Source organism: Sporosarcina ureae, from assembly GCF_002101375.1.
GTDB lineage: Bacteria > Bacillota > Bacilli > Bacillales_A > Planococcaceae > Sporosarcina > Sporosarcina ureae_B.
In genome coordinates this window covers 3,302,614-3,324,393 of the sequence record NZ_CP015207.1, presented here as the reverse complement: position 1 = coordinate 3,324,393, position 21,780 = coordinate 3,302,614, and the positions used below count along the sequence as shown (strand labels likewise).

The 21,780-nt window shown below is 42.1% G+C and carries 27 protein-coding genes; 4 read left to right on the top strand and 23 right to left on the bottom strand.

Annotation, left to right across the window (positions count from 1 at the left end; translation table 11 throughout):
- Window positions 1-33: 33 nt before the first annotated feature.
- Window positions 34-1,071 carry a GPR endopeptidase gene (gene gpr / locus SporoP8_RS16270; protein ID WP_085133485.1) on the bottom strand — a complete coding sequence of 346 codons (1,038 nt, stop codon included), beginning with the start codon at window positions 1,069-1,071 and terminating at the stop codon, window positions 34-36.
- A 194-nt stretch (window positions 1,072-1,265) separates the two neighbouring features.
- Here gpr and rpsT point away from each other — a divergent pair, with 194 nt between their 5' ends.
- Complete coding sequence (rpsT, locus tag SporoP8_RS16265) at window positions 1,266-1,517, top strand: 30S ribosomal protein S20 (RefSeq protein WP_085133484.1); 252 nt, start codon at window positions 1,266-1,268, stop codon at window positions 1,515-1,517.
- 50 nt (window positions 1,518-1,567) lie between these two features.
- Here rpsT and holA read toward each other — a convergent pair whose 3' ends face one another.
- A complete protein-coding gene (holA, locus tag SporoP8_RS16260) occupies window positions 1,568-2,575 on the bottom strand; it encodes a DNA polymerase III subunit delta (protein ID WP_085133483.1) in 1,008 nt (335 codons plus the stop codon).
- A 102-nt stretch (window positions 2,576-2,677) separates the two neighbouring features.
- On the opposite strand from holA, the gene SporoP8_RS16695 reads away from it, so the two are divergent.
- Together SporoP8_RS16695 and SporoP8_RS16255 are read left to right on the top strand one after the other, a co-directional pair.
- A complete protein-coding gene (locus SporoP8_RS16695; RefSeq protein WP_198166036.1) occupies window positions 2,678-2,842 on the top strand; it encodes a hypothetical protein in 165 nt (54 codons plus the stop codon).
- Between the two features lie 171 nt (window positions 2,843-3,013).
- Window positions 3,014-3,148, top strand: coding sequence for a YqzM family protein (locus SporoP8_RS16255; protein WP_029054667.1), 135 nt, complete (start codon window positions 3,014-3,016; stop codon window positions 3,146-3,148).
- 59 nt (window positions 3,149-3,207) lie between these two features.
- Here the strand turns inward: SporoP8_RS16255 and SporoP8_RS16250 are convergent, their stop codons facing one another.
- The 11 genes from SporoP8_RS16250 to SporoP8_RS16200 form a co-directional block, all read right to left on the bottom strand.
- Window positions 3,208-5,268 (bottom strand): DNA internalization-related competence protein ComEC/Rec2, encoded by a 2,061-nt coding sequence (locus tag SporoP8_RS16250; protein ID WP_158233680.1) that lies wholly within the window; start codon window positions 5,266-5,268, stop codon window positions 3,208-3,210.
- 218 nt (window positions 5,269-5,486) lie between these two features.
- Complete coding sequence (locus SporoP8_RS16245) at window positions 5,487-6,050, bottom strand: ComE operon protein 2 (protein ID WP_085133481.1); 564 nt, start codon at window positions 6,048-6,050, stop codon at window positions 5,487-5,489.
- 13 nt (window positions 6,051-6,063) lie between these two features.
- Complete coding sequence (locus tag SporoP8_RS16240; RefSeq protein WP_085133480.1) at window positions 6,064-6,687, bottom strand: helix-hairpin-helix domain-containing protein; 624 nt, start codon at window positions 6,685-6,687, stop codon at window positions 6,064-6,066.
- A gap of 107 nt (window positions 6,688-6,794) precedes the next feature.
- Window positions 6,795-7,535, bottom strand: a complete 741-nt coding sequence (locus SporoP8_RS16235) for a class I SAM-dependent DNA methyltransferase (protein WP_085133479.1) — start codon at window positions 7,533-7,535, stop codon at window positions 6,795-6,797.
- A complete protein-coding gene (rsfS, locus tag SporoP8_RS16230; RefSeq protein ID WP_085133478.1) occupies window positions 7,532-7,876 on the bottom strand; it encodes a ribosome silencing factor in 345 nt (114 codons plus the stop codon). The genes SporoP8_RS16235 and rsfS overlap by 4 nt, the downstream gene beginning before the upstream one ends.
- Window positions 7,877-7,879: 3 nt before the next feature.
- On the bottom strand, window positions 7,880-8,452 hold the full coding sequence (gene yqeK, locus SporoP8_RS16225; protein WP_085133477.1) for a bis(5'-nucleosyl)-tetraphosphatase (symmetrical) YqeK: 573 nt from the start codon (window positions 8,450-8,452) through the stop codon (window positions 7,880-7,882).
- On the bottom strand, window positions 8,433-9,011 hold the full coding sequence (locus SporoP8_RS16220; RefSeq protein WP_085133476.1) for a nicotinate-nucleotide adenylyltransferase: 579 nt from the start codon (window positions 9,009-9,011) through the stop codon (window positions 8,433-8,435). Before SporoP8_RS16220 ends, yqeK begins: the two co-directional genes overlap by 20 nt.
- A gap of 10 nt (window positions 9,012-9,021) precedes the next feature.
- On the bottom strand, window positions 9,022-9,312 hold the full coding sequence (gene yhbY, locus SporoP8_RS16215; RefSeq protein WP_085133475.1) for a ribosome assembly RNA-binding protein YhbY: 291 nt from the start codon (window positions 9,310-9,312) through the stop codon (window positions 9,022-9,024).
- Window positions 9,313-9,314: 2 nt separating this feature from the next.
- Window positions 9,315-10,136, bottom strand: a complete 822-nt coding sequence (gene aroE / locus SporoP8_RS16210) for a shikimate dehydrogenase (protein WP_085133474.1) — start codon at window positions 10,134-10,136, stop codon at window positions 9,315-9,317.
- A gap of 22 nt (window positions 10,137-10,158) precedes the next feature.
- Complete coding sequence (gene yqeH / locus SporoP8_RS16205) at window positions 10,159-11,259, bottom strand: ribosome biogenesis GTPase YqeH (RefSeq protein ID WP_085133473.1); 1,101 nt, start codon at window positions 11,257-11,259, stop codon at window positions 10,159-10,161.
- A gap of 2 nt (window positions 11,260-11,261) precedes the next feature.
- Window positions 11,262-11,777, bottom strand: a complete 516-nt coding sequence (locus tag SporoP8_RS16200) for a YqeG family HAD IIIA-type phosphatase (protein WP_085133472.1) — start codon at window positions 11,775-11,777, stop codon at window positions 11,262-11,264.
- A 155-nt stretch (window positions 11,778-11,932) separates the two neighbouring features.
- Between SporoP8_RS16200 and sigK the strand changes: the two genes are divergently transcribed.
- Window positions 11,933-12,631 (top strand): RNA polymerase sporulation sigma factor SigK, encoded by a 699-nt coding sequence (gene sigK, locus SporoP8_RS16195; protein WP_085133471.1) that lies wholly within the window; start codon window positions 11,933-11,935, stop codon window positions 12,629-12,631.
- Window positions 12,632-12,851: 220 nt separating this feature from the next.
- Here sigK and mtnN read toward each other — a convergent pair whose 3' ends face one another.
- The 10 genes from mtnN to alaS all read right to left on the bottom strand — a co-directional run bounded on the left by mtnN (window position 12,852) and on the right by alaS (window position 21,515).
- Window positions 12,852-13,544: a 5'-methylthioadenosine/S-adenosylhomocysteine nucleosidase gene (gene mtnN / locus SporoP8_RS16190; RefSeq protein ID WP_085133470.1), complete on the bottom strand. Its 693-nt coding sequence runs from the start codon at window positions 13,542-13,544 to the stop codon at window positions 12,852-12,854.
- A gap of 72 nt (window positions 13,545-13,616) precedes the next feature.
- Window positions 13,617-14,339: a YrrS family protein gene (locus SporoP8_RS16185; protein ID WP_198166035.1), complete on the bottom strand. Its 723-nt coding sequence runs from the start codon at window positions 14,337-14,339 to the stop codon at window positions 13,617-13,619.
- A 98-nt stretch (window positions 14,340-14,437) separates the two neighbouring features.
- Window positions 14,438-14,914, bottom strand: a complete 477-nt coding sequence (gene greA, locus SporoP8_RS16180) for a transcription elongation factor GreA (RefSeq protein ID WP_085133468.1) — start codon at window positions 14,912-14,914, stop codon at window positions 14,438-14,440.
- 219 nt (window positions 14,915-15,133) lie between these two features.
- The gene (gene udk / locus SporoP8_RS16175) at window positions 15,134-15,769 is read right to left on the bottom strand and encodes a uridine kinase (RefSeq protein ID WP_085133467.1); all 636 of its coding nucleotides are present in this window, start codon (window positions 15,767-15,769) and stop codon (window positions 15,134-15,136) included.
- A 30-nt stretch (window positions 15,770-15,799) separates the two neighbouring features.
- A complete protein-coding gene (locus SporoP8_RS16170; protein ID WP_085133466.1) occupies window positions 15,800-16,435 on the bottom strand; it encodes an O-methyltransferase in 636 nt (211 codons plus the stop codon).
- Window positions 16,436-16,458: 23 nt separating this feature from the next.
- Entirely contained in the window at window positions 16,459-17,637 is a 1,179-nt protein-coding gene (mltG, locus tag SporoP8_RS16165) for an endolytic transglycosylase MltG (RefSeq protein ID WP_085133708.1), read from the bottom strand.
- A gap of 52 nt (window positions 17,638-17,689) precedes the next feature.
- Window positions 17,690-17,980: a DUF1292 domain-containing protein gene (locus tag SporoP8_RS16160; protein ID WP_085133465.1), complete on the bottom strand. Its 291-nt coding sequence runs from the start codon at window positions 17,978-17,980 to the stop codon at window positions 17,690-17,692.
- Window positions 17,981-17,993: 13 nt separating this feature from the next.
- Window positions 17,994-18,413 (bottom strand): Holliday junction resolvase RuvX, encoded by a 420-nt coding sequence (gene ruvX / locus SporoP8_RS16155; RefSeq protein ID WP_085133464.1) that lies wholly within the window; start codon window positions 18,411-18,413, stop codon window positions 17,994-17,996.
- Window positions 18,410-18,682, bottom strand: coding sequence for an IreB family regulatory phosphoprotein (locus SporoP8_RS16150; protein WP_029054646.1), 273 nt, complete (start codon window positions 18,680-18,682; stop codon window positions 18,410-18,412). The genes ruvX and SporoP8_RS16150 overlap by 4 nt, the downstream gene beginning before the upstream one ends.
- Before the next feature lie 199 nt (window positions 18,683-18,881).
- Window positions 18,882-21,515 carry an alanine--tRNA ligase gene (alaS, locus tag SporoP8_RS16145; RefSeq protein WP_085133463.1) on the bottom strand — a complete coding sequence of 878 codons (2,634 nt, stop codon included), beginning with the start codon at window positions 21,513-21,515 and terminating at the stop codon, window positions 18,882-18,884.
- Window positions 21,516-21,780 lie beyond the last annotated feature (265 nt).

Below are 21,780 nucleotides of genomic sequence, written 5' to 3'. Positions count from 1 at the left end.
CACTATGCGGAAGAAAAAAGGTCAATGACTAGTTCATGCATTTACTTTGTGAATCCAGGTAATTAATGAAGAGGATAATGCAATTGCGTAATTTGCCACCCATGAATCAATTTCTTTTGGAGAAATAAATGTCGCCAACTCCTGATTTGTCAGTACTTCTTCAAATAATTGGATTCGTTCTTCATGCGTCCACGATGACCAATCACCAAATATAGGGCCAAGCGCTGTACGATCCGCATCTTTTGTTGAACGTTGGGGGAAACGACCCGTTGAAAGTTTAGACGAAGGCATACTCTCTTCTTCTATTCTGGCTGCAATATAGCCGAACATCGTATCGATAGCATCTGCCACCAATACAGGTCCGTCCACTACTGTTGGTACACCTATTGCAATCACAGGGATACCAAGACTTTTTTCCGATAACTCTTTGCGGCTGTTCCCTACACCTGAACCAGGATGAATACCGGTATCCGTCAGCTGAACCGTGCGGCAAAGCCTTGCGCTACTCCTTGCAGCAAGCGCATCGACGACCAGCAATAAATCGGGCTTACTTTGATCCACAATCGCTTTAACGAATGAAGCAGTTTCCAAACCAGTCTGAATGGTTACACCCGGTGCATACACCATTACACCGCTCTCGTCTGCTTCGTAATAATCTGGTATAACTTCCTTCACATAATCCATAACGGCGGGTCCAACAGCGTCTGGTGTAATCTCTCGGTTGCCGAGACCGACACACAATACTTTTTTCACGTCACCCGGTAACTTTTCTTTAATTAATGTGTCCATTTTTTCCACCACAAGTTCACATAATGCTTGGAGCTCATCGATTTCGTGAACAGCAAGTGTCGGAATCGTCAGCGTAATATATGTACCTTTCGCTTTTCCGATTTCTTCTTCCCCTTCCGCTGTCACTTTTACAGTTGTCGCCTTAATTCGACCGATTGTTTGTTCTTCGACACATATTCCGGACATTTCCTTCAATTTTTTTTCTTCTTGTTCGGTCTGATGTCTGACAAACTCATCACTTTCATCAATTAAATCTGTGCGGTAATAGTTGATTTCGCTCATTTTCTTCACCTCTACTAGTAAGTTTGTGCAATTTATCGGCGTTTATTCTCAAATAGATTACTGTAAAGTTGAATCACTTTACTTTTTTTCTTGCAATCTGGCGGTAGCTTTGATAAAATTATGCTTGTTGTAAAGAGATATCCGGATGATTGTGGAAACACTCTTGCCTTACCTGAAAGCTGGAGGTGAATGAAATGCCAAACATTAAAGGTGCTATTAAACGCGTGAAGCAAAGTGCTGCTGCTAACGAGCAAAACTCTCACGTAAAAGCTTCTATGCGTACTGCAATCCGTAAAGCGGATGCGGCTCTTATTAATAAAGAAGAGAACGCTGAAGAACTTTTGAGAGATGCTGTGAAACAATTGGATACTGCTGCCCGTAAAGGTCTTATCCCAAGAAACACTGCTGCTCGTCAAAAATCACGTCTAACTAAAAAAGCTCAATAATGATATGTTAAAAGACTGCCTCTTCGTGACGGCAGTCTTTTTTTGTGTTCTTATAATCCATTCAGTAAAAATAATTCCAATTTACGCTGACGGTTACCACTCGTTGTTTTAAGTTGCAGATCAATAGTCGCTAAATCATCCAATGCTTTCAGCAACACTTGCAAAGGAGGTAGCTGACGTTGCATCATCAATTTAACACGATACGGGTGGATCCGAAGCGTTGTAGCAATTTGTTGTTGCTGATAACCCTTTTTACGTAAATTCGTCACATGAATCATTAAACGTACTTGACTCGCAACGAGTGATGCCAGCATGATTGGCTCTTCACCATTACGTAATAAATCATGATAGACCGCGATTGATTCCGCTCGTTTATTGTTGACGAATGAATCTGTTAGGCGGAATACATCCATCTCAGGTGTCCTGGCTACTAATTGCTCAATCGTATTCGTATCCACCGTACCTTTAAACGCTAAGTAGCCAGCGAGCTTGTCCACTTCTGTCGACAATGTCAGTAAGTCGGTTCCAGACATCTCCATAAGAAATTCAGCTGTCTTTTTATCGAATTCAATACCTTTATCCTTACCTTGCTGCATAACCCACGTGGATACATCTTGCCCTTGTAAAGCAACCGCTTCTACAATAACTGCATGCTTTTTTATTTTTTTCGTAATTTTCTTCCGCGCATCTAATTTTTCATATGGTGCCACGAAAACTACGGTAGCAGTAGGTGATGGATTTTCAAGCCATTTTTCCAATAGTTCTAGTTGATGGTTCTGCTTTTCCTTCGATTGATCCGTCGCTTTCAAGAATGAACAGTTTTTTGCGACGATTAATTTATGGTCGACTAAAAATGGAAATTCATTCGCCACTTCAAGTACGGCTTGGATGGGAATCTCTTCTAAATCAAAACGATTCACTTCAGAAGTTGTCATACCTGGGATTGCTTTGATTAATTTCTTAATCGTTTCGTCCAATAAGTGCTGCTCTGTGCCTGTTAGTAGATAAACTGGTTGCACATCACCTTTTTCAATTTGACTCCAAATTTTTGTAATCACTTTTTTCACCTCAATTACCGATTGCTTGCTAATAAAAACCTGTGATAACTATACATGAAAATCAATCCTTTCTCCATACTAGCATGTAAAGGAGGTTTTTTAATGAAAAAGTCTGAGCGTCTAAAAACAAATTCTCATAAAAATTCGAAGCCTGTAGAGAAAGAGGAAATATCACTGGAGTTAACAGAACTCGAACATTTAGCGCCGAAACAGGAACCGATGACTCCGAACCATCGGGAGACAGCAGAAAAGGACAAATATTATTAATTCTAAGATGAGGTGGAGTTTGCTATAAGCAACTCCGCTCTTGTAACTTACAACATACTTACTCTATGAACAATTTGTGTCAACATACGTTGCAACTCCTAAAAACTGCGATTTTAATGGATTTTTCTTTCACTTTCATCTATACTTAGTATGGAATTAGGAGGTGTAGCAATGAATGAATTTGAACATGATGTCCAATCCAAACGTAATGATGCGATTGACAGTGGCATCGGCTTTATAGTAGCGTTTATCGGTTTTTCTGCAATTTTTGTTGTTGCTACGATCATCGATATCGTCGCTCTCTAATCAACTGTTGTATAAAATAGACACATCCACCAAACTGGCGGATGTGTCTATTTATTTTTCTATCGACTTGAAGTGGCAGTATACACTCCGTCTTTCACACGTAATTCAATAGTTCCTTGTTCAGCAGTTGACCAAAACGGAATGCTATGTTCACGGAAACGGTCGGTCACTTCTGCATGCGGATGCCCGTATGGACTATTCCTCCCTGCTGATACAATAATAAACTCCGGCTTAAGAAAACGAATAAACGGCTCCGTACTCGACGTCTTACTTCCATGATGGCCGGCTTTTAGTACGACTCGTTGAAAATCAGCGGCAATATATCTTTCTAAAAATCGTTGCTCCCCCTCTTTTTCGAGATCTCCTGGAAAGATGAAATGAAGGTCTTTTTCCTTCATCACAAGTACTAATGAACTATCATTACCGTCATATACACGCTCTTCAGGTGCTACATATTGGAATTGATAGTCTCCTATTTTCCAATTCATGCCTTCTCCGACTAATTGCACTGAAATGCTCTGTCTTTTTGCCAGTGGCAACATTTCCTCCATTGCATTCTCTTGTTCACTTCCAGGCGACAAATGAATTTCCTGTACTTTTAACTCTTCCAAGACTTCGTCGGCCCCCTCCATATGATCCAAATCGGCATGGGATATGATCAGCCGGTCAATTTTCGTGATCCCTTTTGCTTTTAAGTAGGGCACGACAATATTTCGTCCGATTTCAAAAGGCTGCTTGGGTGTTTTCCAGTCCGTTTCGCCAAAGCGGACCACTCCACCTGTATCTATCACATACACCGCTTTCCGATAAGGCATTTCGATTATCGTGCTATCCCCTTGCCCGACATCTATATAGGAAATGACCACATCACGATGAAGCATCGGCTTAATTTCCAGATAGAGTGCTGGGAGTAGTAAGCAAATAAGACCGAACACGACGAACTTCTTCCTTTCCAGACAGACAAGGAAGATGAGAATACCAATGACGGCAAGCGCTGCCCCAACCCCATCCGGTTGTCCGGGTGTCCACATTTGGTAGGGGAACGAAGCAAACCATGTCGTCATACTACCAATCCATTGCCTCACGGGTTCATAAATAATGAATAGGAAAGTTTCCAATGGTGGTGCTACGTACGTACAAATCAGCAACAGTAAATTAGCAGGCAAAATAAATATAGAATACAACGGAACATAGAACAAATTCGCAATAAAAGAAGAAATCGACAACTCGTAGAAGTGATATAGCAAAATAGGATAAAGCGCGACTTGCGTGATGACGGTGACAAGAAACGAAACAATCAATCCGTTTTTCGCTTGGCTAAGAATAGCTGACGAATACAATAAAGAGAACGCAGCTAAATAAGATAGCTGAAATCCAGGTTGGAATACGATATGGGGTTGCATAACGATAAAAAATAATGCACTTATAGCAAGCGCATCATCAAGGCGCAATTTAAAATTTCCTGAAACAGCAAGCAATACAATCATTGTCACCGTCACCGCACGCCAGACAGACGGTGCTCCTCCTGCAATACATGCGTAGACTGGTAAAAACATGAGTAATCCGTAGGTCACCCATTCTTTGCGGAAACCGATACGTAGCAAAATAGCTCGAAAGAAAAACGTTAATAAACCGACATGCAGCCCAGATATCGCAAAGAGATGCGTAATACCAAGCGTCTGATACTCTTTCTGCAAGATACGATCCATCCCCGAACGGTCACCAATCAATAACGCTTCAGCTTCTGTAACAAGTGAGGGTGGAAATTGGTCGTGAATATGTTGTTTGATTGTAGAGCGGTAGTGAGAGAGTCGTGAACGAATTGTGGCGAGTGGTACGCTCGAGGTGATACGAGTGGCTTCTAGAACTCCCGCCGCGCCATTCATTCGTAAATAGCGTGCCATATCGAACGAATAATCATGAGCTGCCGGTTCCAATTCTTTTGGCTCTACTTCAGCCGTGAACTGATAGGTCGCTAATCGTGCAGATTGAAATTGACTCTTTTGCACTTCAGAAGGAAATGAATACATCATATAGACGATTGTGCCATCAGTCAGTGTAGCGAAACCCTTCACTTTAGCACCATCGATTTTCACTTGATCTTTCCAATGAAATGTCACGACCGAAGCGTCAGGAAGAGTTGTGGATTGACTCGAGAAATAGAAAAAAGAGAGACTTGCAAGAAGTGTGCAAAGAAGGAGGTGTAAATAATCTTTGCGTAAAAAGTAGAACGGTATGAGGAATAATGCATTCAAAAATAAAAGCGATCCTGAAAGCTCAGCTGAAAACGCAGAAATCGCAACAGGAATCGCTATATACATCCAACGTATCGATTGGATTAATTGCCAAATAAATGATTCACCCTTTGCAAAAGGGCATCCAGTTCTTCAGGTTCAGCGCCAAGTTCTTGCATTTTAGTCAACATCTCGTTGAATAATGAAAATTTCTCTTCACTAGCGAAGTCAATCGAACGCTCATCAAAGGGCACTTTTTCAATCTCTACACCTGCTTGAGCAAATAGCTCGAGTGCATACTCGCTGTTCCGATAATCTTCCGCATATTTAACGCGTTCAATCCCCGCCTGAATCAATGCTTTACTACACTGTAAACACGGGAAGTGAGTGACATATATGGTCGCTTTTGCAACCGGTATGCCATATTTAGCACATTGCAATAATGCGTTCATTTCCGAGTGTATCGTTCGAACACAATGATTATCCACGACATAACAGTCGTGTTCAATACAATGGTCTCCGCCCGATATCGAACCATTGTAGCCGCCAGCAATAATGCGTTGATCGCGTACTAAAATGGAACCTACCGAGAGTCGTGTGCATGTACTGCGCATCGCCAGCAAATGACTTTGCGCCATGAAGAACTGATCCCAAGTAATTCGCTCCATACGGTTGCCTCCATCAATTAAGAATAATATTTGGTTCTAATTTTTCAAATGTTTTGTCACCAATACCTGACACATTCTTTATTCCATCCAATTGCGAAAAAGGTCCATGCTCTTCACGGTATTGGACAATCGCCATAGCTTTTGCCGGGCCAATGCCAGGAAGCGTCTGAAAATCACTTTCATTCGCAGTATTGATATTGACTTTTGAAGTGGAACTGTCCGTTGATGAAGATGACGCTGTAGCCGGCTGCTCGTATACGGGAGGCTCTTCTCCAGCGATCGGTACATAGACGACAGATTCATCTTGCAGTCTTTGAGCGTGATTCAATAGCCTGGTATCAGCGGCCTCTGTGTAGCCTCCTGCTTTGTCGACCGCATCAAGCAAGCGATCGCCATCTTGCATCGAATACAGTCCAGGATGTTTCACAGCGCCTTTAACGTCTACGAGAATAGTAACAGAGACCGCTTCAGCGACTAATTCAACAGGTGCTTCCAGTTCTTTATTTTGTTCAGCGATTTCAATAGATTCAATTGGTTCAAATAGGGATTGTCCACGTTCTTCGGAAAGTTGTTCCGGTCTTGGGGGAAAGAACAAAACGGTGGATAGTACAGCGAATGCTGCAATAGGAATGATCAATGTACGCCACTTTTCGGTAAGGAATGAACGGATAAGCAACGATCCTTTCTTTCAGCACCGTATGGAGTCCTATTAACTATACCCGATTCCGAATTACTATGGTAGCCCTATTTTCGAACTTGAAAGAATATTCTTTCACTCTCTTCTTCGGGTGCTTCATCTTCCCAATCTGCAAAAACTCTTTCAATGTGGAATCCAACTTCTTCCAGCATTTGAACATATTCCGGTACTGCAAACGATCGTTGCATATGTACTTCATCAAAACGTTGATAGGAATGATCTTCTTGTTTTACGAAAAACGCCAGCTCGGAATAAATGGAGTGATCCTCATCTCCAGGGGCCGTTTGCCATATATACGCAATACGTCGATTATCAAAAACAAAAGGCCCTTCAAGAAAGATCTCATCCATCTTACATAATGAATGCACATCAAATAGCAACACGCCACCTCTAGCAAGCGCTCCATAAATTCGTCGGAACGTCTCCACGACATCTTGCTGTTGGATTACATAATTCAGTGAATCGATTGAGATGATGGCGGCATCAAATGTACCTTCTATTTCTAGTCGCTGCATAGGTTGTTCGATAAACTGAATATCTAGAGAAAGGGACTGTGCACGATGTGAAGCGACCTCCAGCATATCAGCGGAAAGATCAATAGCAGTTACATATGCCCCTTTTTTCGCGAGTTTCGCAGAAAGCAAACCGGTTCCGCAGCCTATATCCAATACCTTTTTCCCTGAAACGCCAGCAGACGCCAAATCGAGTAACTCGACATAGGCGTCATACGGAATATCATTCATTAGTTCGTCATAAATTGATGCGAACGCTGAATAGGATGAGCTCATACTTCATCCTCAACGTTTAGTAGTTGTGCGTCTCCCCATAGCTTTTCCAAGTTATAGAATCCGCGTTCGTCTCTGTGGAATACATGAACGACTACATCCAGAAGATCGACTAAAATCCAACGACCCGCATCGAATCCTTCCAAACGTTTCACTGTGTACCCTTCTTTTGAAGCCACATCTGCCACTTCACGCGCGATGGCTTGTACTTGTCGTTCAGAGTTAGCATGACAAATGATGAATTGATCAGCAATTAGTGAAATGCCCTCCATGTTTAATACTACGATGTCTTCCGCTTTCTTACTATCTACTGCTTCATAAGCTAATTCTAATAATGTTGGCATATTTCACTGTTCCTTTCTTCTACGTACATGTTCATTATAGCAGTCAAATGAATGTGGAAAAATGACTGCGTATCGCTGAACTAAAAATTTAAATGTATGCTGGATGCATTCAGTCATTTGATCTTCCAGCGTTTCTCCATCAATACGTTGGCGTAGCTCTTCGATACCCGGAAATTTTCTTCCTGGTTCGATTAAATCAGCGATATAGATCACTTTCTCCAAATCACTCATTTTCGAGCGTCCCGTCGTATGAAAACGGATGGCTTGCAAGATATCTTGATCTTCTACGCCATACCGCTCTTTCGCAAGCATAGCGCCAACCGGGGCATGCCACAATTCGGAGTGATACTGTGCATAGAGCTCATACTCTTCGTCCCGTTTTAGTAATTCCAGTAATTCATCTTTATCCATAAACTTGGCGTAATCATGGAAGAGGCCAGCAATTTCAGCCTTTTCTACTGACACACCCATCTCTTCAGCTAATTTCATAGCTGTTTCCGTGACTCGCAGTACGTGTTCATAACGCGCTTTCGGTAATCGTTGTTCTAGGTCATTTCTAACTTGTTGAAGATCCATATAATCTCTCCTCTCGAATGTAAGCTTCGACAGCCGGGGGAATCAAAAGTTGCACGGTTCCACCTTCTACAAAACGTTGGCGGATCAATGTGGATGACAAATCAAGTTGTGGTGTTTCTACCAATTGTACCGGGATTGCAGAAGCGTTATCAGCACCTGGACGTTTTACACCGATAAACGTAACCATTTCGAGTAAATCCTCAATTCGGTACCATGTCGGTAACTGATCAATCATATCTCCGCCAATAATGAAATGAAAATGAACATCTGTTTCATTTTGTATTAACTGCGACATCGTATCATATGTAAAAGATACTCCGCCACGCTCAATTTCAAATGATGACGCACGCAAACCTTCCACTTCATCTACTGCTAGTTTCACCATTTGCAGGCGCTGCTCGGCCGACGCATCACCTGTCGCAATCTTGTGTGGCGCAACGGCAGTAGGCATCAACCATACTTCATCTAACTGTAGTGCATAGCGCACTTCATTGGCAATCAATAAATGTCCAGTATGCGGCGGGTTGAAAGTTCCGCCCAAAATGCCGATTTGTTTCATCTGATTCTCCTTACGGTAATTGTATGCGTTTCTTCTCTGTCGATTCTCTGTATAAAACAATTGTGCTACCGATGATTTGGACTACGTGAATACCTTTGTACGCGCCAATCTTTTCAGCAATTTCCTTTTTATCTTCATCACAATTTTGAAGGACACTCACTTTAAGTAATTCACGTGCTTCGAGTGCTTCGTCGATTTGTACGAGAATTGCGTCAGTCAAACCACTTTTCCCAATTTGGAATAATGCATCCAAATGATGTGCTTCGCTGCGTAAAAATCTTTTTTGTTTACCTGTTAACATGTTTACCCGCCAACTTTCATTGTAATCATATCGTTCATCTTTTTTGTGTCAGGATAGACGCCTGTCCACTTTTCAAAAGCCAGAGCTCCTTGATGGACGAACATTCCTATACCGTTCATCGTCTTGGCGCCTGCTTGTTTTGCTTGTCGTAAAAATTCCGTTTCAAGCGGATTGTAAATTATGTCCGCTACTACTGCACCGTCTGCGACATTCTTTGGATCTAGCGGTAGTCCTTCTTGTGCAAAGTTCATACCGACAGATGTCGTTTGTACTACAAGTCCAAACTCGCCGAGACGAGCTTCAGCGTCTTCAATAGAAAGCGCATGGCCATCGATCATATCTGTCGCCAGTTCCGCAGCTCTTGAAGCGGTCCGATTCGTGAAATAAAGAGGTCCATAGCCAGCTGACTGTAGCGCGAAGGCAATGCCTCTAGCCGCACCGCCAGCACCAATAAGTAATACCGAGCCTTTCACTGAATCTGAAAACTCTTCTAGCGATTTCACGAACCCCGCTCCATCCGTATTGGCACCGATTAATTTACCATCAGCTGTTTGATAAACTGTGTTGACCGCATTCATAACCGTTGCTGATTCGTCCACTTCGTCGAGGAAAGGAAGAATCGCCTGCTTATGGGGTACTGTCACATTGAAGCCGCAGCATCCAAGTGAACGCAAGCTGTTTATCGATTGTTCTAAACTTCCCACTGTTGCATGAATCGGTATATACGTTGCGTCCAAAGCGTTCTCTTTAAACCACTGATCATGCATGACCGGTGACATCGATTGCGCGATGGGATCGCCTATAACCGCATACCATTTTTTCATTTGGTCTTTCCTCCTGTCGCTCTTAAATCAATGAAGGTCTGATTTCGACATTCACACCTTTAGGTGCATGTACAGCCACTTGTACATCAGCGTGTTGAATCGTAATCCAACCAAGGCCTGAAATTACTAAGTCCGTCTTCGCGTCCTTAATCGAAAATTCATGACGTACAAGTGACGGCAACTTCTCAAGTGATGCAGGTCCCGGTGGAGATAGCATGTCACCTAGATGGTTTTTGTACAACTCATCGGCATTTTCTAACTTCGTCCGGTGAACTGGCAAACCGTTTGCTGCGTAAATGTTGAAAGATGAGCGACCACCTTGGATGAAATCAAAACGTGCAAGTCCGCCAATGAATAATGTTTGTTCAGCGTTCAATTGATAGACTTTCGGTTTAAGTTCTTTCTTCGGTGTAATCAACTTTAAATCATGTGGATCCAAGTGATGAGCCATTTGATGATCGTTGATAATCCCTGGTGTATCTATCAGCATTTTTCCGTCATCCAATGGAATTTCCACTACATCAAGAGTTGTTCCCGGGAAATAAGACGTCGTAATCACATCATTCATTCCTGTTGCATCTTTGATGATACGGTTAATGAAAGTAGATTTCCCTACATTCGTACAGCCAACTACATAGACATCTTTACCCTTACGATATTTCTCAATCGCGTCGAGTGCTTCACTCATGCCGTTGCCTTTTACAGCCGACACAAGCAATACATCAATTGGTTTCAGACCGAGCTTTGCAGCTTCTGTTTTCATCCAATTTTTCACACGTTGCGGATTAATCGCTTTCGGAAGGATATCTGCCTTGTTACCAATTAATAAAATATCTTTCTTGCCTACAAAACGATGCAAGCCATTGATCCAACTACCGTTGAAATCAAAGATATCCACCACTTTCACGATCAGGCCTTGTTTTTCACCGATTCCGTTTAAAATCGCTAGAAAATCATCTCCTGATAGGGATACTGGCTGTAATTCATTATAGTTTCGTAATTTAAAACAACGTTGACATATGACATCTTCTTTTTCTAATGAAGCTGGTGGCGCATAGCCTTCCATTGTTTTGTCCGTCGTTTGGATCGTGATTCCGCATCCAATACACTTGATCAATTCCAAATTTAGTCCTCCCACGTAAGTAATCCTTTTCTTTTAAACCTTGCCATAATCCGTCGTTCAATCGCACGGTTGAACTTCGTAATCGTCGCATCGGAACTTGCCACAGGGACGACTAATATCGTCTGCAGTCCCACTCGATTCGCACCCAAGACATCCGTTAACAATTGATCGCCAATCATGACGACTTCTTTTTTTGGCAAACCTAACGTAGCAAGTGCTTGATGAAATGATTTTTTCATCGGCTTACGCGCTTCACAAATATACGGAATACCTAGTGGATCACAAAAGTGACTGACGCGCTCAATATGGTTATTGGAAACAACTGTAATTTGCAAACCAGCATCGCGCATAGATTTGAACCACGCCATAATATCTTGCGTAGCATCCGCACGATCCCATTCAACAAGTGTGTTATCTAAATCTGTAATGATGCCCTTAAAACCATTTTCAAGAAGGTCTTCCGGTTTAATCAACAAAACGGATTTTACATAAGCACTTGGTAAAAATTGATTTAACACATTATCCTCTCCGCCCTACAACAAATTCTTGTCTGATTATAACATAGTTGTGCGGCATGCACGCACAACTATGTCTGATTTTATCGCTTTTCTTATCAGTGATAGACCTTCCGCCGTTTGCATAGAGTAAACTACTAATAATCGGAGGTGGTCACATGAGCGGGTTTTTCCTGGCCGTCATGCAATTATGGTTAGAGATCCCCGCGCTAATCGGTTATATCAGAGGGCAAGCTTTCCTTCGTCCGTTGTCCAAAAAAGAAGAAGCAGAGTGCCTGAGACGATTAGCTGAAGGTGATGAAAGTGCACGTAATGAACTTATTGAACACAATATGCGTTTGGTCGCCCATATCGTCAAGAAGTTCCAGCCAAAGCACGAACTACTTGATGATTATATTTCTATAGGAGCGATCGGTCTGATGAAAGCAGTCAACAGCTTTACGCCAGATCGAAAAACCAAGCTCGCAACGTACGCTGCACGCTGTATAGAAAATGAAATCCTTATGTATTTACGAACACAGAAAAAGGTGCAAAAAGATGTTTCCCTCTACGAACCAATCGGTATGGATAAAGATGGCCAATCCCTAGAAATTGCAGACCTCCTTCAAACAAACGACATACCTCCACAAACAACCGTAGAACAAAATGAACAAAAAGAGCGGCTCTACCGTCATTTGGATAAACTCGACTCTCGTGAGTTGGAAATCATTCAAAGACGCTACGGCTTGCTGGACGATCAGCCTATGACACAAAAAGAAATTGCTGAGCAATTGAATATTTCCAGGAGTTATGTTTCACGTATCGAGAAACGAGCAATCGTCAAATTATATCAATCATTTAAGCATGAATATCAATAATGCAAAAAGCGTTTCCGATTGTGCAACAGAGGCCCACAGCCCCCGCACATCGGAAACGCTTTGTTTCTTTTCTCAGTCCGCTTTAACCTCGCGTAAAATAATTGCTGCCAATAATGCTGTGACGATAAATACTCCGCCCATTAAAAATGTCATTGAATGTCCCTCCTCTCAACCAAACGAACTGCTAATCTGTCTACTTAGACATTTTATCATAGAACACTCAAAGTTTCGAGATGACACGCAAAACAATCTGTGACGAGTGTTTGGCAGCCAGCGGTAAAAATTCATCAAAACTGACTGTCGATTCTTTTCCGGCAATATCAGAAAGGGCGCGGATCACCACAAATCGCGTGTTAAATTGATAACAGACTTGCGCAACAGCGGCAGCTTCCATCTCTACAGCAATTACACGCGGAAATCTATTTTTGACTTGCAGGACTTTTTCAGGGTCAGCCATGAAAATATCAGCTGAAGCGATGGTTCCTACAGCATGTTCATATGTATCTAACTCCATTACAGCTTCTTTAGCGAATTCTATTAGGTTAGGATCTGATGGAAAACTTGCAGGAAGTTGGGGCACTTGACCCAGCTCATAGCCGAATGCAGTTACATCAACATCATGATGCAAGACATAATCAGATATTACAATCGTTCCCACTTCAAGTTCAGGGTTAGTTCCACCCGCAGAACCCGTATTCAACACGATATCTGGTTTAAAGTTCTGCAAAAGGATTGTCGTTGCCATGGCAGCGTTTACTTTTCCGATGCCACTTTTCGTCACAATCACTTGATGCTTGCCTACTTTGCCTTCAATAAATTCACAGTTTCCAATGGTTGTAATTTTTCCAAACCCAATTTCTCTGCGAAGTATTTCGACTTCTTCCTCCATTGCACCAACGATTGCTATTTTCATTTATGTCCTCTCCTCTTTTCTACTTACTAGAATGTGCTGCACGATAGGCAGCACATCGGTAGTTCGATTCACTTACTTCAATACATCCATTCTTACAGGTTTCCAACCTTGGCCATCAACCCACTCAAGATATACTTTGTATTTTTTGGAATTGTCCTTACTTCTTACAATACCTTCTGATTTTTGAGGACTGCCGCCATTTTGAATACGATCAAAATACAATTGATCTTCAGACAAACCGGTTGCATAGGATATGGCTTTCTTTTTTTCATACCAGTCATCGGACTGACCATCGTATTTCGAGACATGCTCGCCTGATTGTTTTGTTCCAATAGGTTTCCAGTCAGGATTTACAACCACTTTCTTGTTAGAATCCGATGAAGTTTCTTTCTTCGGTTTATCCTTTTTTGGTTCTTCTACTTTAGGTTCTTCTACCACTGGCGCTTCCGGTTCTTCAACTACTTCATTTATCACTTCGTTATTTTCTTCTTGGTCCTGAACTTCTGGTTCATCTGCATCTTCTGGCACATCATCTTCAGTTTCAGGCTTGTCCATCTCGTCCTCATCGTCTAAAACGATAGGTTCAATTGGAGCTGCGTCGGACTGAGTGGATTGCTTAGGCTTGTCGATTGCCACTTCTTTCTGATCGCCATCACCCGTGATGAAAATTACGGCAACAACTACAATAAGAAAAACTACTACACCAATTGAAATATTCAATGCTTTATTCACTTTGCTTGCTTTACTGCCTTGTTTTCTTGACGTTCTCGAATATTTTGGATCTTGATCTGCCATTTCAGACATCTCCTTTACTATGAAATGGAAAGCGTATACCGCGGTTGGAATGAAAATTAGCAATACCGTCTTCTGCTAGCGAGAAGACGGTACGTGTATCACTTTATCTCAAGTATCTCTACTGACATTTCACCGCCGGGAGTCTGAATCTTTACTTTATCATCTTTTTTTCGACCAATTAATGCTTTCGCAATTGGCGAATCGTTTGAGATCATACCTTCTAACGGATTAGCTTCAGCAGAACCAACAATCGTATACGTCTCTTTTTCACCATCAGGAATTTCTTTAAATGTAACTGTTTTACCTAATTGTACTTCATCCGTATTCAATTCATCTTCAGTAATAATGACCGCATTACGAATCATTCCTTCAATAGAAGAAATCTTCCCTTCGACAAATGCCTGATCTTCTTTCGCTGAATCGTACTCGGAGTTTTCCGATAAATCACCGTAGCTACGCGCGATTTTGATGCGTTCTACTACTTCCACACGTTTCACCGTTTTCAAATACTCTAGTTCTTCTTCTAACTTTGCTTTTCCTGCAGCTGTCATTGGAAATTTCTTTTCTGAAACCATGTAATAACACTCCTCAAATGTCTGTTCATAAAAAATACTATGTCACACTAGCTTTAATTATGTGACATAGCAGAACTATTTTAGTTTTGACTACACTTTTTCCGTTCACTATTCTGATTTGGACGAAAAAAAGTCCTTGCTCATCTTGCGTGCATCCTAGGTTTTTCTATACAAACTCTCGCAGATGCTGAATTAATTTAAAATTATGTCATCATCATATTATACTTCGTCAACAGAAGCAAGAATTGTTTTTATCTTCGTTACCATCAAATCGATTGCGACCGCGTTTTCTCCGCCTTCGGGAATGATTATATCAGCATACTTTTTTGTAGGTTCAATAAATTGATTATGCATCGGACGCACAACCTTTACATATTGCTCGACGACAGAATCTACCGTACGTCCACGGTCATGAATATCCCGTAAAATCCGACGAATAATGCGAATATCAGAGTCCGTATCAACAAACAGCTTGATATCCATAAGATCTCGCAATCGTTCATCTTCCAATACTAAGATCCCTTCAAGGATGATGACGTCTTGTGAATCTACAGGTACTTTTTCAGCTGAACGTGTATGCAATGTGTAATCATAAGTAGGCTTTTCGATTGCCTGTCTATTGATCAACTGATGGATATGTTGAATCAATAGGTCGGTATCGAACGCCAAAGGATGATCATAATTCGTCGTTAATCTTTCCTCAAATACTAAATGGGATTGGTCTTTATAATAATCATCTTGTTCAATGACGACGACTGAATGACCTTGGAATACTTCATGTATCTTTTTTGTGACACTTGTCTTACCGGAGCCAGAACCACCGGTAATACCAATTACGACAGGTTTTTTCTTCACAGTGATTCCCCTTTTGCGATCTACTGTTTATTATTTTTTCACAGCTAGTAAAATGCCGTCACCTATTGGTACTAGTGATGTTTCATAGTGATCGTTTTGCATCGCCCAGCTCGTGAATTGTTGCAAATTTCGTATCATCGTGCGGTTGCGTTTCGGTATGTCCGCATCTTCCAACAGCACCATACCATGCATGAACATATTATCACAATAGATTACACCTGCAGGACCGACCAGTGGGCTATATTTGTCGAAAAACTTTCGATATTGTCCTTTTGCTGCGTCAATGAACAGTGCATCAAATGGTTCTTGTGGTAACTTCGTTTCATCTAACTCGAGCGCATCATGATGTATAATTATAATACGTTCCTTCAGTCCACTGCGTACAATATACTCGACCGCTTTCTCATACCGCTCTGTATCGCGCTCGACTGTATAAATGATGGCGTCTGGAAAAGCTTTCGCCAATCGAATAGCCGAATAGCCGATTGCGCTTCCAATTTCAAGAATACGTTTCGGCTGCTGTATTTGTAGCAGTCCGATTAACGTATACAAGCCCGTATCATCCATGATGGGCACACGATGCTCTGCAGCGTAATCCTCCATCTCTAGGATAAGCGGCTCTTTTTCTTCCGCAAAGCGGCTAATGTACGTGTTGTAGTCCGTCATATCTACTTCCCCTTTACGACGTGTTATTTATGTTGGCTGTCGATATACTTTGCTTTGTTTTTCAGATGATCTTCATAGGTTTTAGCAAAGTGATTAACGCCATCTTTATCTGCCAAGAAGAACAAGTATCCAGTTTTGGAGGGTTCGACAGTTGCCTGGAGAGAAGCAGTTCCGGCATTCGCAATGGGCCCTGGCGGTAATCCCTTATTTTTGTACGTATTATAGACATTATCCACTTTCAAATCTTCATTCATGACACGGGCTTTATGTTCGCCTAACGCATATAAAACTGTTGGATCTGTCTGTAACGGCATACCTTGTTCAATACGGTTATTAAAGACGCTTGCGATCGTTTCGCGATCTGCTTGGCCTGTTGCTTCTTTTTCTAACAAGGAAGCAAATGTCAGCATTTTATGAACTGAACGGTCTTTGCCTTCCTCGGCCCAATACGCCTTATACGGGATGACATTCTGTACGGTGGCATCGACCATCGTATCGACCACTTCTTTGACAGTAGGCTTTTCCTCAAAGAACGGGTAAGTAGCTGGGAATAAATAACCTTCCAGTGCATAGCGTATATTTTCATTAAGAATTTCTTTTGTTATGATATCTGGATACTTGGCCATATATTCCTGAATGACTTGTTCATTCGTCACATATTCCATAAACTGCTCTTTGGTAATCGTGGTCTTTTTGCTTGTTCTTTCTGCAATCTGATCAATCGTTAACCCTTCTGGAATCGTTAGTGTAAATGCCGGTGTGCGATAGACTACACCTGTTTTCAGACTCTTAATCAATTCATCTGGCGTCATGGACTGTGTTAATCCATACGTGCCAGCTTGGAAATCTGCTTCGTTGTTTACTTTTGCATAGTATTTGAAAATCCGCGCATTTTTGATAATACCCGACTCTTCTAGTTTTTCTGAAATCATATCCAAACCTGAACCGATCGGAATTTCTACTTCTACGACTTTTTCTGAATCCGGATCAACAGGCTCTAACGCACTTTTTATGTATGTATAGACCGAAAAACCTCCAACTATCCCTACAACCAATACAACGGCTACAATCCAAAGCACTATTTTTCTAACGGTTCTCACTTCTTCCTTCTGTTCTAACATACGTTCAAACATGACATCTTTTTTTCTTTGGGGCTCTTTTTCCACAAGCCTCACCTCTTCTTCCGCTATAGATAAATCCATTAAAAAAGACGGAACGGTCAGCACCATTCCGCCCGTCACATGATATTATCGCTTACTCGTCTTCTTCATCAAGGAATGTGTTCAGCACTTCTTCGATCATATCCCATTCTTCATCGGATTCAATTTCAAGAAGTGATCCGCCATCTTCTCCTTCTTCAGTCGGAATAAATGCGGACGCATGAATTTCAACTTCCTCGTCATCATCTGTCTCTTCGCCATCTAAAATATGGTAAAGCACATACGATCTTTCATATTCTTTTGAATCAAATGTTAAAATTACCTCACATACGTGCTCTTCGCCGTTCTCATCTACGATTGTCATTGTTTCTTGTCCGTGTTCCATTGTTTAATCACCTCTAGTTTTTTTGTGAATCCAAATACCCTTGTAAAATCATGACGGCTGCCATTTTATCGATGACCAATTTACGTTTTTTTCGGCTGACATCCGCATCAATCAAAACACGTTCAGCAGCCATAGTAGTTAATCGCTCATCCCATAAAACGACAGGTAAACCGAACTTCTCGCGTAACTTCTCAGCGTACTGTTCAGATGCTTCTCCACGGGGCCCTATTGTATTATTCATATTCTTAGGGTACCCGACGACAAACTCCGTCACTTCGTACTCTTCTGTCAATTGTTTGACTCGCTTCATCCCGAAAGAACCTACCGCTTCATCAATTTTGATGGTTTCGATTCCTTGGGCTGTCCAACCGAGACTATCGCTTATCGCAATACCAACGGTTTTGGTGCCAACGTCCAATCCCATAATTCTCATTCTGTTTTACCTCTGTTTTCTCGGATATAGAACTTAACTAATTCTTCTAGAATTTCGTCTCGTTCCAGTTTCCGAATCAAACTACGGGCGTCTTCGTGGCGTGGAATGTAGGCTGGATCTCCTGACAGTAAATAGCCAACCATCTGGTTAATTGGATTGTAACCTTTTTCTTCTAATGATTTGTAAACGTGGAGCATGACTGTTTTGACTTCTTCCTCCATCGATTCTTCAGGAAAGTTAAACTTCATCGTTTCATCGGACGAATTCATACTCGACACCCCGCTTTCCGATTTCCATTTATGTGTGTAACGATCTACCGTCATAATATACATAGTACATAGATTTGTGATTAAATCACCGCACGTATTCATTCTAGTTCAATCATCCGGGTAGGCAATTTAGCCACCCAAATGAAAATTAACTAGTAACATGTATCTACAATTTATGATGAATCGTTCTCTGAAATGGTTAAACAGATTTTACATAATCATACACGGATTGAAGCGCATCATCAAGTTTTGACGCATCTTTCGCCCCTGCCATCGCCATGTCTGGACGCCCGCCACCTTTTCCGCCACAAAGTGACGCCACATGGTTGACGATTTTACCCGCGTGGTAGTTGCCGCCTCGTAAATCATCGGTAACACCAGCCGCTAGCATAACTTTTCCATCCGTTACTGTACCAAGTACAATGACGCCTTTGGAAGTTTTTTGTTTCATTTCGTCGATCAATTGACGTAAACCGTTATTGTCTTTCACTTCCACATTTGCAGAAATGACTGTGACGTCATCGATCTGCTGAGCCGTTTCCATGATACTGGCTAATTGGCTGTTGCCCATTTTCGCTTGCAATGATTCATTTTCACGTTGAAGTTCTTTAAAGTCAGCAAGAATCGATTCGACTTTTGTGACAACTGTTTTCGGAGTAGCTTTTGCAGTTGTTGCGACTTGATCGATGATTGCTTGGTCTTCTTTAAATGAACGGAATGCTTGTCCACCCGTGAAGGCTTCAATACGTCGCGTGCCCGCTCCAATACCGCTTTCAGAAACGATTTTGAATACGTTGATGTCGGACGTGTTGTTAACGTGACACCCTCCACAAAGCTCGACAGAGTAGTCTCCGACTTTAACAACGCGAACGATATCGCCGTATTTCTCGCCGAACAATGCCATCGCACCCATTTCTTTCGCTTCAGCAATTGGTGAAATGATCGTATGGACAGATGTACCTGCCCAAATTTGTTCATTGACTTGGAATTCGATGCGCTCGAGTTCTTCTTTTGTGACTTGTCCAAAATGGGAGAAGTCAAAGCGAAGGCGATCGGGACCAACATATGAACCTGCTTGATTGACATGTTCACCAAGAACATCTTTCAATGCGCGGTGCAATAAGTGTGTAGCCGTATGATTTTTGATCGTCAGCTTGCGTGAGAACTCGTCCACTTTCGCGCTAACTGATACGCCTTCATTCAATTCACCGGAACTGATGAAGACTGTGTGCAAGTTCTGTCCATTTGGCGCTTTTTTGACGTCGCGAACTTCCGCAGTGAACGACTCGTTTGTAATCATTCCTTTATCAGCTACTTGACCGCCACTTTCTGCATAGAACGGAGTCTGATCCAAAATGATTTGTACCGTTTCTCCTTCAGTTGCATGTGCGATACGTTGACCGTCTTGAACCAGGACACTGACGATCGCAGTTGTTTCTAGTTGGCCATAGCCGATGAATTCACTCGCTTCATGAATTTCACCAAGAACGCCCGATTGAATATGCATAGAGTCCGAAGTCGCACGCGCAGCACGCGCACGGTTTCGTTGTGCAGCCATTTCTTCGTCAAATCCGATACGGTCGACTGCCACATCTTCTTCGAGGGCAAATTCCTCTGTTAGTTCAAACGGGAAGCCGTATGTGTCATAGAGTTTGAACGCATCAGAGCCTGAAACGATTGGTAAGCCTGAAGCTTTAGCCTTTTCAATGATCGTCGTTAAAATCGCCATACCGTCATGCAATGTTTCGTGGAAACGGTCCTCTTCGTTTTTCACGACTTTCATAATGAACGCTTGTTTATCGTGGACTTCGGGGTAGAAGTCTTTCATGATATCCCCAACAATAGGTACCAGCATGTACATAAATGGCTTATCAATACCTAATTGTTTCGCGAAACGGACCGCTCTTCTTAATAGACGACGCAGAACATAGCCACGGCCTTCATTGGACGGAAGTGCTCCGTCGCCAATAGCGAATGCTACTGTGCGGATATGATCCGAAATGACTTTAAATGCCGTGTCTGCTTGAGTAGTTTCACCGTATTTTCTGCCTGAAACATTTTCAACTGCTTCAATGATCGGTAAGAACAAGTCTGTATCGAAGTTTGTTGGCACATCTTGGATAACGGATGCCATGCGCTCAAGACCCATTCCCGTATCGATGTTTTTCTTTGGTAGCGGTGTGTACGTGTTATCAGGATTATGATTGAACTCAGAGAATACTAAGTTCCAGATTTCCAAATACCGTTCGTTTTCTCCACCTGGATATAATTCAGGATCGGAGAAATCGTCGCCATAACTCGGTCCGCGGTCGTAGAAGATTTCAGAGTTTGGACCACTTGGGCCTTCACCGATATCCCAGAAGTTGCCTTCGAGGCGAATGATGCGCTCAACCGGAATACCAATCTGATCTTTCCAGATAGCATACGCTTCTTCGTCTTCCGGATGGATCGTAACGGATAAGCGTTCGGGATCAAAACCGATCCATTGTTCATTTGTCAGGAAATCCCACGCACGAATAATTGCTTCTTCTTTGAAATAATCACCAATAGAAAAGTTGCCGAGCATTTCAAAGAACGTATGGTGACGTGCTGTATAGCCGACATTTTCAATATCGTTTGTGCGGATCGATTTTTGCGCATTAGCAATCCGCGGGTTTTCAGGAATCACTCGTCCATCAAAATATTTCTTCAATGTAGCGACTCCACTGTTAATCCATAATAGTGATGCATCATCAACTGGCACTAATGCTGCTGATGGTTCTACATTATGCCCGTGCTCTTTAAAATAGTCTAAAAACATTTGGCGAATTTCAGATGCCGTGAGTTTTCTCATCGTTTTACTCCTCCTAAAATTAAAAAAACTCCACCCCTTGTATAAAGGGGCGAAGGTTTCATTGATCGCGGTACCACCCTAATTACCGCATAACGCGGTATCTCGAGTTGCCTTAACGCGGCAAGACGGCAGGGATTAGCCTGCAACTTCGGAATAGCGTTCGCTGTAGATCTGAGGGAGCTTTTTCAGCCAAGAAGCTCTTTTCTATGACACAGAATAAACAGGTACTTGTTCCTTCAACGTTTTGATTATTTCTAAACGAATT